Genomic DNA, 10,520 nt, shown 5'->3' with positions numbered 1-10,520 from the left:
TATCCATTTTAATTAACTTTAGTCCATCGGAAAGAATCCTACGGATTTTTCCGCAACACAACATATACCAAACCGTTGTAAAACATTTGAGAAAAACAAAAGACATACTCATTTTCATTTTCGCTTTCGGAATAATTTTCGGGATTGGTTTTACATTTTATTTCCTGAATGATTTACAGAAAAAATACGAAGGAGAGAACGCAGATTTTTTTATAAAAAAAGAGAAACTGAATTGCAAATTGAATAACGGATATTATAAGTTTGAATATGATGATAAATCAATGTTTTTTTTGAATAACAAATTTCGAATTTATGAAAGTACATTTGTTTACTTTTTACCACATCCTACACATGAAGGAAAAATAGAATGGATTTCGGAAAGGGTATTCAATCTAAAATCTAAAGGATTTGTAATTGATTCAATTTCTAAAAAAGCTAGCTTAGAAACTAAAATTCAAACATTCGAAATTACTGATTGTAAAAAAGACACTTTTAGTTTCACTGAAAAAAAAGCCCTAAAGTACAGAACTGAAAATAATGGAGATCTTTCAGGAATAATTATTAAAACTGAATAAAACGTTTTACAACAAAGTAAACCTTCCAATGCTTAGTTGATTTACTATTCCGAAAAAACTAGCATTACTCCTAATCGGGAAATTTCAAGTAACTTAGTAACTGAAAACCGCATCGGAAAGCTTTACAAAACCGTTGCTTTCCATTGTTCCGAAAAGTGCGAGTTCGAAAAAAATTAGATCTGAAAATATTAATTACCAATCTGGTGAATCGCTCGCGGAATTTTCTGAATAAAGGTCGTTTCTGAAAAACCAGTAAGCGAATCAAATCAATTTAAAACTCGATAATTCTGACTGAATTTCTGAATCAATTTCAATAAAATTTCGTCCATCGGATAACTCCGTTTTAATCTGAACGTTTGACCAAAGCTTGTTTACGGCAAATTATTGTAGGTCACAACGGAAAAGCAACAAAGTAAAATGTCCAATGCTTCGGATTTTCCTATTCGGAAAATACTTGCATTACTGAAAATTGAGATAAATAAACTAACTTAGCTAAAACGTTCCAGCATCGGAACATTTTACAAAACCGTTGTAAGCAATAAGACAGATCACAGGAAGGATTGCTTTTCGATGTTTATTCGGAAGACCACTTTTCACTATATCAATCTGAGTTAGGATAAATCGGATTGCCAAGCTTTTGCGATTGCATCGTGGAGAGTTCGCACTCTCAAAACGTTGTTACGCTTCAAAAGCTTGTCGAAGGTAGTGATTGATTTTTGGAAAATCAAGTAACGGACTGATATAGTGAAAAGTGGTAGTATGAATTCATGAATTGACATCGAAATGTTTTGGACTCAGCTTATATTCAACCTTATAAACTGAATAAAAAACAAAAAGCAGAGGTAAATGCGTTATCTGACTGACTACGTATTCTCTGAATCATAAGGCCTGGCCGAATACTGCATACAACTAGGGTATATAATTTATTTTGCCATAGGGATAAATGGATTATATTTTAGTACTTTTAATTAAAGATTAAAACAACTGAAAATATTGCCTGATAAAGGCAAAACAAATCATATACTTTACCGTTGTAAGCAATAAGACAGATCACAGGAAGGATTGCTTTTCGATGTTTATTCGGAAGACCACTTTTCACTATATCAATCTGAGTTAGGATAAATCGGATTGCCAAGCTTTTGCGATTGCATCGTGGAGAGTTCGCACTCTCAAAACGTTGTTACGCTTCAAAAGCTTGTCGAAGGTAGTGATTGATTTTTGGAAAATCAAGTAACGGACTGATATAGTGAAAAGTGGTAGTATGAATTCATGAATTGACATCGAAATGTTTTGGACTCAGCTTATATTCAACCTTATAAACTGAATAAAAAACAAAAAGCAGAGGTAAATGCGTTATCTGACTGACTACGTATTCTCTGAATCATAAGGCCTGGCCGAATACTGCATACAACTAGGGTATATAATTTATTTTGCCATAGGGATAAATGGATTATATTTTAGTACTTTTAATTAAAGATTAAAACAACTGAAAATATTGCCTGATAAAGGCAAAACAAATCATATACTTTACCGTTGCCATTAATTTGAATGAAACTAACTGACCAAATAAAAATCCGAGAACTGAAATTCAAACCAAAGGTTGAGATTTTAGAAAATACTGTTGAATTGAACGACATCGGAATTTCAATTCCAATTCCCAACGGATTTACTGTTGATGACGGCGGAATTTTTGAAAACTTTAAAAAGGAATATGTTTTTCCAGAAAACTCGGAATTTTCAAAAAAGGATAGAGAGAGCTTTGAAAACGGGATTTTTCCACCTGTTTTTACACTTAAAAAAAATAATGGAAGACCAATAATTGCGTGCTATCTATTTGACATCAGAGCATTAAAAGGCGGAAGTAATCTCAACATTCGGAGTATAAACAAGTTTGAGTTAATGTGGACACCTTATTTGGCAAAAAAGACTAACCTAGTGGAAATGAACGCCAAAAGGATATTGAAAAACGAATTGACTGGCGCACTTTCGACGGAATACGGATTTGACTATAAAACCAAAAATAGAACTGAAACAATTCCTTCAAATTTGAGAATTTTGACTTACGAGGTTCGGAATTTTGTACTGACTTTTTATTTGATTTATGATAATACAAACAACTTGGAACAAACCGAATTGGATTCTTTTATTGACGGAATAAAAACTAATGGCAACAATGGCTATAATTCATTGTGGCGAAAAGCTAAATCGATGTTTAATCTATAAATCAAACGGCTGGATTTCGGCGGAATAATCCTGCGGATGATTCCACAACGAAATCATAGCCCAACCGTTGCCCACAATATGAAAAAACTGCTCGCAATCACAATAATTCTGACTTTGAACTCGTGTTTTATGTTCAACGAAAACGGAATTGAAATGGAAATTAAAAACGACTCTGGCGAACCGATCAGTAATGTGGAATTTACCACATCTGAAAATTTGGACGTGATTAATATTGACCGAATTGAACCGAATGAAAGCGTGACGGAATTCTTATCGATGCGGAAAAATAAATCCGACGGAGCTTACTCGCTGACTTTTACTCGCGCGAATGGAAAAAAGGAAATGAGTGGCGGCGGATATTACACAAATGGAGGTTCGCTTGACCGATGGGTAAAGTTTGAAGTGAAATCTGATACAACATTTGCTAAATTTAGCGGAATTGGATATTAAAAAAATACAGTGGGCAACAAAGTAAACCTTCCAATGCTTAGTTTATTTACTTTTCCGAAAAAACAAGCATTGCTTCTATTTGGAAATTTTCAAGTAACTTAGTGACTGAAAACCGCATCGGAAAGCTTTACAAAACCGTTGCCATTCAGTTTTCCTGAAATGGTTTCTATCCGAAAATCTGAATGCCGAAAATTATAAATTCGTCTAGCCGGTGAGTCGCTAACGGAATTTTTCGAGCGGAAAAATTCGCAGATAAATCAAAGTTTCTAAAAGATTAAAGTTTCTGCTTCTGAATTCAAGTCTATGAAAATTCGTTCAGCGGATAACAATACTTGTATCTGAAAATATGTAAAAGCTAGTTTGCGGCAAACTCTTGTGGGTAAAACCGAAAAGGCAACAAAGTAAAAAGTCCAATGCTTCGGATTTTCCTATTCGGAAAATACTTGCATCACTGAAATTTGGATAAAATAAACTAACTTAGCTAAAACGTTCCAGCATCGGAACATTTTACAAAACCGTTAACTTTCAGTAGCGCGGAACCTATTTCTATCCGAAAAAATTGGAGCTAAAAACATCAATGACCAATCTAGTGAATCGCTAGCGGAATTTTCTGAATAAAAGTCATTTCTGAAAAATCTATAAGCGAATCAAAACAAATTAAAACTCTAGAATTTTGACTGAATTTATGAAAGGAAAGTTTACAAAAATTCGTTCATCGGATAGATTTGTAATTATCTGAATTGATTGATTAAAGCAAGTTTGCGGCATACTCTCGTCGGCACTACCGAAAAGTTAACAAAGTATAATCGCCCAATGCTTCGGATTTTCCTAGTCGGAAAATACTTGCATGATTCAAATTGGGATAATTTAACTAATTTAGTGAAAGCGTTTCAGCATCGGAGCGTTATACAAAACCGTTGGCAAATATATCAAGAAACAAATGCGAAAAATCTATCTGATATTTATACTGATTTTTATTTTTGGTTGCTCCAAAGGACAAGATGAAAATAGAATCATAGAATTTGAGAGCATTCTTGGAGAAAATGAAAGCAAAACTCTGACTTTTTTAGTTGAAGATTTTGAAAAAAACTATTTGAACAAATTTTATCCGAATATGAATATTAATGATTCATATAAAAGATTATTGAAAGACATAAATAATTCTGGAAAAACTCCAGACCCTAGGAAAGTTCTGAAAGATGGGTTCGAAAAATTTAAAAAAAGCAAATTAAAACTACAGATATATAGTATTCCCGATTCAATTTGGATTGAAAAAGATATTGCTAAAATGCAATTTAAAACCTCAGATTCAAAATTAAATATAAGATGGAAATCACTTTCTATTAATGGAACATATGAATATGGAAAATCTGAATCTAATGGAAACCATTTGAAAGGTATGAATGAAGATGAATTTATAAAAAAAGCCTTCAATCGAAAAAAATTAAACTACATAGGTAGTTACAACAAAGCAGTAAAAGCAGTTTTTAATATACCTAGTTTTATAAACGAATATTTTGAATATAGAGATATGACAGGCAATTCAAATCCTTCAATATTTACCCAAAGAATATTAAAATCAAATACTGATCTTAATGATTATTTAATAAAACGAATAATATTAATTGAATTAGTGTATTGGTAAAATACATTTGCCAACAAAGTAAACCTTCCAATGCTTAGTTTATTTACTAATCTGAAAAAACAAGCATCACTCCTATTCGGGAAATTTCAAGTAACTTAGTGAACGAAATACGCATCGGAAAGCTTTACAAAACCGTTGCAAACTATACTTCCGAACCAGTTTTATCTGAATATTTTAAATCATCTAAAATTGTGAACTTACCAATCCGGTGAATCGCTAGCGGAATTTTTCAATCCGAAAAATTCTCTGTTAGATTAAACCATTTTAGAAATCTAATATTTCGGAATTGAGCTTGAGACTGCGGAATGGATTGTGGAATTCACTCAAACGGAATTTAAAACTGATTTGAGCAAGTTTCGCGGAATTGTGTTGCGGAGTGTTGCGCGGAATAAAATGCTGAATGAAAACTGCTCTACTTCCACTCTGCTGTGTCAGTACAGTTTGCAACAAAGTAAAATGTCCAATGCTTCGGATTTTCCTATTCGGAAAATACTTGCATCATTGAAAATTGAGATAAATCAAGTAACTTAGCGAAAGTGTTCCAGCATCGGAACATTTTACAAAACCGTTGTGCATAATGTCCAAAAATGACGCAGGAGTTAACCGAAATAGAATTTAAGAGAACTTTTGGTAATGGAATGACCGACATTACTCAAATGAAAATTGACGAACCGATTGACATTTGGAGCTATGTAAAAGAGTTGGTTGAAAACCAAACCATTGACAATCTTGTACTCGAAAAAGAACTTGTCGAAAAAGTATATCGGAATGACTTAAAAACTTATGACCATATATTACTTCCGACTAATTCAAAAAATGTATTTATGACAATAATTGTAGACTTGAAAACCAAATCGATTTTTGGGCATAAATTATTGGATTTGAATAAAATGTATGGAAACTAACAAAGCGGAAATCTACATAACGGAATACAATAAATTGGAAAACAGAAATTTAGTCATTGATTCTGACCAACACTCAATTTGGGCTTATGTACTTGATTCCGAAAATAGAATTGAATTCGATGGATTCATATGCTCTCGTGGTACTTTGGTAGACACGAGTTCAAACGTAAAAGAATTTATCGAAAATGATTTTCAGCCACCTTTGACTAAAAACATTGCGAACGAATTTTCAATTCAGAGCGAAATAAAAAACGAAGACATAAAAATATTTTGGAATGATAATTTGATTCGGATTTTAATAAACGAAACGGAATTTTTAAAAATGGATACTTTAAATAAAAAATCCTACTCAAAAGCTGTTTCTGAATCTGGACCATATGGAATTCCACTAACCGAATAAAACACTATGCACAACAATGGCTATAAGTAATTGCTTGGGTTGGTAAATGCCAATCGGAATATTCTGTCGAATATTCCTCACTCCGTGCCTTTTTGCTAACTTAGTGCTTTACGCAACTACTCATAGCCGAGACCGTTGTGTGTAATATAAACTGAATCTGATATTGAAAAGAATAGATTGGAATTTACTTCTGAGTTACATAGGAATTAATCTTATAATATGGTTAATTTATAATTTCAATTTATACGATAAAGATTTTATTTCTGAATTTTATTTTATAATTCCTTTTGCATTCGTCTTTCTGATTTTTGATGTTTTCCATAAACGATTTAGGAATAAAAATGTATTACTGATTTGGGGAATTATTGGGCTAATTCAATTAATCATTTATTATTTTTTCAAGGATTTAACTGAATTACAAACTTTAAATGGTAATCGTTTGGTTTGGTTGAAAGCTTTACCAATAACAATTCTGACTATTTACACTCTGAATTTAATAAACCAACATAAATATGGAGATTATTTCATCGTAACGACAATGCTTTTAAATCCGAAAGAAATCGATCCTGAAGATAACCGAAAACCTCGACCAGTCGATTTTATTTTTTCATTTACTGGTTTTATGATAATAATTTTTGGAACTGTAATTACACCCTGAAATACTACACACAACAAAGTAAAAAATCCAATGCTTAGATTGTTCTTTTCGGAAAAAACAAGCATCACTCGTATTTGGATAATTTAAAGTAACTTAGTGACAGAATTCCAGCATCGGAATTTTATACAGAAACGTTGTGGTGCATTTAAGAAAAACATTGTGAGTTTAAAGAAAATCCTTTTTTTACCGATTTTATTTCTGCTGATTAGTTGTAACCAAAAGCAGAAACAAATTGATACGTGGAATGAAAGAATTTCGGAATTTGAGGAAACTAAAAACTCTGAATCGGAAATTAAAAAACAAGACTTCAAAAAAATTGTAGCGGAATTTTCTGAACAGTATGCGCCAAAACGTTCATCAAATTTTGACTCAATTCCGAATGGAATTATAAAAGCTTTTAAGGAATTACGAACTATTGACAAAGAGGCTCACGAAAAATATGTTACGCTGATTTTTGCAAAACTTTACGCTGAACATCTTGAATGTTGTCATCAAGGTTATATAATCGCAAACCGGTTTAAGAATGATTTTGATAAAGACAAACTATCGATGATAAATGAATTTGCTTATATTTCAGACTACGTTGATTATGCGAAATTACCAGAGGCTTGGAGTTCTGGAATTATAGAAAAATGGATAGAAGAAAATCCGAAATTCTTAAATGACCAACAAATTAAAGAGCAAGTTGACAGAATAAATGTGGTAGCGAAAAATATTGCTGACGGAACTTATTGGAATAACTAAATGCAGAAAAACGCACCACAACAATGTATATAAAAAATAGCGCTAATCTTTGCTAACACTAAGGTTTGGCCATTTTTGGAAAGTCGCCAAATTTTTAAATTTGACAATTTCCAATAAAAAAGATAAATAGTAAAATTTAAAAATTCGGCTTGTGTTTCATCCGAAAAGTAACCGCTTATTTTCAGCGCTACTTTTCATATACGGAGCCGTTGTGCTTCATACCCAAAAAATGGAAATTCAAGAATTATACAGAATTAAAAAGGGACAAGTCTTATCCAATAAGATTACAATTCCATTCTTTTTTGGTATTGTTTATTCAGACGATGGATTCATAAGACTTGACCTTTATGTAAATGAGGAATATGATTTGAAAGCTTTAATGAAAGATACTTCTCGAGAATATTTACAATATGATTATAATCTTACTTGCTTAACAGAAGAAAACAATGTTCTTAAAATTGACAATTTAAGATTTTCTCAAAACACACCACATTTATCAAGAATAAAAATGGTTTGTTATGGAAAAATGGAGCACATAAAGAAAAAGAAGAAAGGTTTTGAGGATAGTGATTTTAAACCTTTAATAAAGTACCTCGTATTGGAAGGACTCAAAATTGAATTTTCCGATTTCACAGAAGAAATTAGAGCAAGAGGAGGAGAAAAAATAGAAGATTTTGACAATTTTAAAAGAGACCATACGACAACAAATTTAGTTTACAAACAACATCCATATAGTCAGACTTACTATAAACTTTCAGAAAAAGAAAATGATATTATTGTCGAGTTTACAGATGAAAATAGTAACAGATTAACTTACAAGAAATATTTAGAACTCAAGGATTATTATGTTTCTGCACTTTCCTTTATTAATGGAGCTGAAGTAAGAATTAAAAAAGAATGTTATGGTTCATATTTTAGTATTGGTAAAATAGATGCAGAAAAAACAGTAACATATTCGTTCAAAAGAATAGACAACAGAAGATACAATAGTTACATTCCTGTCAATGACCCATTTCATAGAGGAGAACGAGTTTTAAGCAAATTCCTAATGTTTAATTTTGACAAGTTCATCAACTGGTGTGATAAAGTAGATTTAAAATCAATTATTTATTATTTAAGTAATTCAGAACAAACCAATAGCATTGAAGAAAAAGTTTTCATTCAAATAATTGCATTTGAAAGACTGACAACTATGTATGTCGAATATCTTGGCGAGAAAGAAGAATTTTTACCAAATAAAACTGATTATAAGCCAATAAAAGATGAACTAAATAAAATCATTGAACAAAACAAGGACAAGTTTGGAAACGCATATGATACTGTAAAAAGTAAAATTGGCAATTTAAACCAAATAAAAAGACATTCAACAACCGATAAAATGTATCGAATAATAAATGATTTTGATATCCCTGTTACACCAAAAATCAATAAACTGATAGATGTTGTAAGACATAAAACAGTACATAGAGGCGATATTGGAGACGGTCAAGACGGATTAACTACATTTTATCTTTTGGATGAATTAATTAGAGAAATTATTTTAAGAATGGTTGATTATGAAGGAAAAAGAATCAGCACAATATTATTGAATTAAAAAGTACGAAAGCACAACAACGTGTATAATTCATTGCTAGTTCTAGCCTACTTACGAAAATCCTCGCGGATTTTCTATTTGGTTTGTATTTGCTAATTTAGTTGCTGAAACACGCAACGAAATCATACACAAAACCGTTGGCAACAAGCAAAACATAAAAATATGAAAATAAAAATTGGCGATTATGATGTATTAGATACAGGCTCTGTCGTTGGAAATTTGAATGAATCAATTGATTTTGAATTGGACTCAGAATTCATTCAAACTCTCCGACTATTTTTCGTGGATGATGAATCTACTAAAGAACAAAAAGTTTTTGCAAAAAAAAGTGACACAGAAAGTAGAGTTATCGAAATGACTTTTACAAACTATAACAATACTCTAGGAACTGGAAATATTAAACCAATATCATTTGGAATTTATAAAGGTCGATCGTTATTTTTTAATTTTAGAATTTATAACTTAGATAAAGGAGGAAAACACATCCACTATACTTGGCTTTTAGGAAAGGAGGTTACTGATGAATAATCAAGAAATCGACATTCAAGAAATAAACAAGGATCTACAAGAAAATTATATTCATTATAACCTAAATAGAGTTGACTATACAATCAATAATATGGAGTTAAATTTGATAGAAAAATCTGGAAATTCAATTTGGAAAGATTTTTTTATAGCAACTTTAGCATTGGCAATTCCATCACTTATTAATGCCTATCACATTTATGATAATCTAACACCCGAAAGTAATTTCACAGTTGAATTATTTTTGAATACATTAGTTGGAGGAATATGTTTTATACTTGCAATCATATGTTTTATAGTTTGGCGGAATAACAGAAATAACCTAAAGAAAATTATAAGTGAAATAAAAGCAAAACCGAAATATAAACTACCCGTCAAATAAAAAGCCAGTTGCCAACAAAGTAAACCTTCCAATGCTTAGTTGATTTACTGTTCCGAAAAAACAAGCATTACTCCTATTCGGGAAATTTCAAGTAAATTAGTAAACGAAATCCGCATCGGAAAGCTTTACAAAACCGTTGGCAACAAGCAAACCAATTTGATAATTCAAGAAAAAGATTTAAGAATTGATAATTTTGTATCTTTGATTAAAAGATAACTGAAATGGATTTAGAAGCTCGAAAAATAGAATTTGTGCAAGAATTTTTAAAACTTCAAAGTGAAGAAGTAATTTCTCGTCTTGAAAAAATTTTAAGAAAAGAAAAAGATTCTACAAATCAACGAACCATTGAACCTATGAGTCATGAAGAATTAAACAGCCGAATAGATCGATCAGAATCTGACTTTATGGAAAATCGATTT

General features: G+C 31.2%; 12 protein-coding genes. All 12 read left to right on the top strand.

Features of this window, described 5'->3' with window-relative positions:
- Window positions 1-575: hypothetical protein (locus tag ACY2RS_RS15245; protein ID WP_490099529.1), on the top strand; the 575-nt coding region annotated here is incomplete at its 5' end.
- Window positions 576-2,123: 1,548 nt separating this feature from the next.
- Window positions 2,124-2,798 (top strand): hypothetical protein, encoded by a 675-nt coding sequence (locus ACY2RS_RS15240; RefSeq protein WP_490099528.1) that lies wholly within the window; start codon window positions 2,124-2,126, stop codon window positions 2,796-2,798.
- 78 nt (window positions 2,799-2,876) lie between these two features.
- Entirely contained in the window at window positions 2,877-3,248 is a 372-nt protein-coding gene (locus ACY2RS_RS15235) for a hypothetical protein (protein ID WP_490099527.1), read from the top strand.
- Between the two features lie 940 nt (window positions 3,249-4,188).
- On the top strand, window positions 4,189-4,893 hold the full coding sequence (locus ACY2RS_RS15230; protein ID WP_490099526.1) for a hypothetical protein: 705 nt from the start codon (window positions 4,189-4,191) through the stop codon (window positions 4,891-4,893).
- A gap of 587 nt (window positions 4,894-5,480) precedes the next feature.
- On the top strand, window positions 5,481-5,798 hold the full coding sequence (locus ACY2RS_RS15225; RefSeq protein ID WP_490099525.1) for a hypothetical protein: 318 nt from the start codon (window positions 5,481-5,483) through the stop codon (window positions 5,796-5,798).
- Complete coding sequence (locus ACY2RS_RS15220) at window positions 5,788-6,198, top strand: hypothetical protein (protein ID WP_490099524.1); 411 nt, start codon at window positions 5,788-5,790, stop codon at window positions 6,196-6,198. Before ACY2RS_RS15225 ends, ACY2RS_RS15220 begins: the two co-directional genes overlap by 11 nt.
- Window positions 6,199-6,361: 163 nt before the next feature.
- Window positions 6,362-6,856, top strand: coding sequence for a hypothetical protein (locus ACY2RS_RS15215; protein ID WP_490099523.1), 495 nt, complete (start codon window positions 6,362-6,364; stop codon window positions 6,854-6,856).
- Window positions 6,857-7,015: 159 nt separating this feature from the next.
- Entirely contained in the window at window positions 7,016-7,600 is a 585-nt protein-coding gene (locus ACY2RS_RS15210; protein ID WP_490099522.1) for a hypothetical protein, read from the top strand.
- A gap of 229 nt (window positions 7,601-7,829) precedes the next feature.
- Entirely contained in the window at window positions 7,830-9,194 is a 1,365-nt protein-coding gene (locus tag ACY2RS_RS15205; protein WP_490099521.1) for a hypothetical protein, read from the top strand.
- Window positions 9,195-9,356: 162 nt separating this feature from the next.
- Window positions 9,357-9,722: a DUF6864 domain-containing function gene (locus tag ACY2RS_RS15200; protein WP_490099520.1), complete on the top strand. Its 366-nt coding sequence runs from the start codon at window positions 9,357-9,359 to the stop codon at window positions 9,720-9,722.
- The gene (locus ACY2RS_RS15195; RefSeq protein WP_490099519.1) at window positions 9,715-10,101 is read left to right on the top strand and encodes a hypothetical protein; all 387 of its coding nucleotides are present in this window, start codon (window positions 9,715-9,717) and stop codon (window positions 10,099-10,101) included. Before ACY2RS_RS15200 ends, ACY2RS_RS15195 begins: the two co-directional genes overlap by 8 nt.
- 221 nt (window positions 10,102-10,322) lie before the next feature.
- Window positions 10,323-10,520 (top strand): hypothetical protein (locus ACY2RS_RS15190; protein WP_490099518.1); only part of this gene is annotated, 198 nt, incomplete at its 3' end.

The organism is Patiriisocius sp. 208BN25-11, from assembly GCF_058147145.1.
This window is presented reverse-complemented; position numbering and strand designations above follow the sequence as displayed.

Coding starts and splice junctions, on each gene's coding strand:
- ACY2RS_RS15220 (WP_490099524.1), top strand. CDS start 5,788: ATGGAAACTAACAAAGCGGAAATCTACATAACGGAATACAATAAATTG.
- ACY2RS_RS15205 (WP_490099521.1), top strand. CDS start 7,830: ATGGAAATTCAAGAATTATACAGAATTAAAAAGGGACAAGTCTTATCC.
- ACY2RS_RS15200 (WP_490099520.1), top strand. CDS start 9,357: ATGAAAATAAAAATTGGCGATTATGATGTATTAGATACAGGCTCTGTC.
- ACY2RS_RS15195 (WP_490099519.1), top strand. CDS start 9,715: ATGAATAATCAAGAAATCGACATTCAAGAAATAAACAAGGATCTACAA.
- ACY2RS_RS15230 (WP_490099526.1), top strand. CDS start 4,189: ATGCGAAAAATCTATCTGATATTTATACTGATTTTTATTTTTGGTTGC.
- ACY2RS_RS15235 (WP_490099527.1), top strand. CDS start 2,877: ATGAAAAAACTGCTCGCAATCACAATAATTCTGACTTTGAACTCGTGT.
- ACY2RS_RS15240 (WP_490099528.1), top strand. CDS start 2,124: ATGAAACTAACTGACCAAATAAAAATCCGAGAACTGAAATTCAAACCA.
- ACY2RS_RS15225 (WP_490099525.1), top strand. CDS start 5,481: ATGACGCAGGAGTTAACCGAAATAGAATTTAAGAGAACTTTTGGTAAT.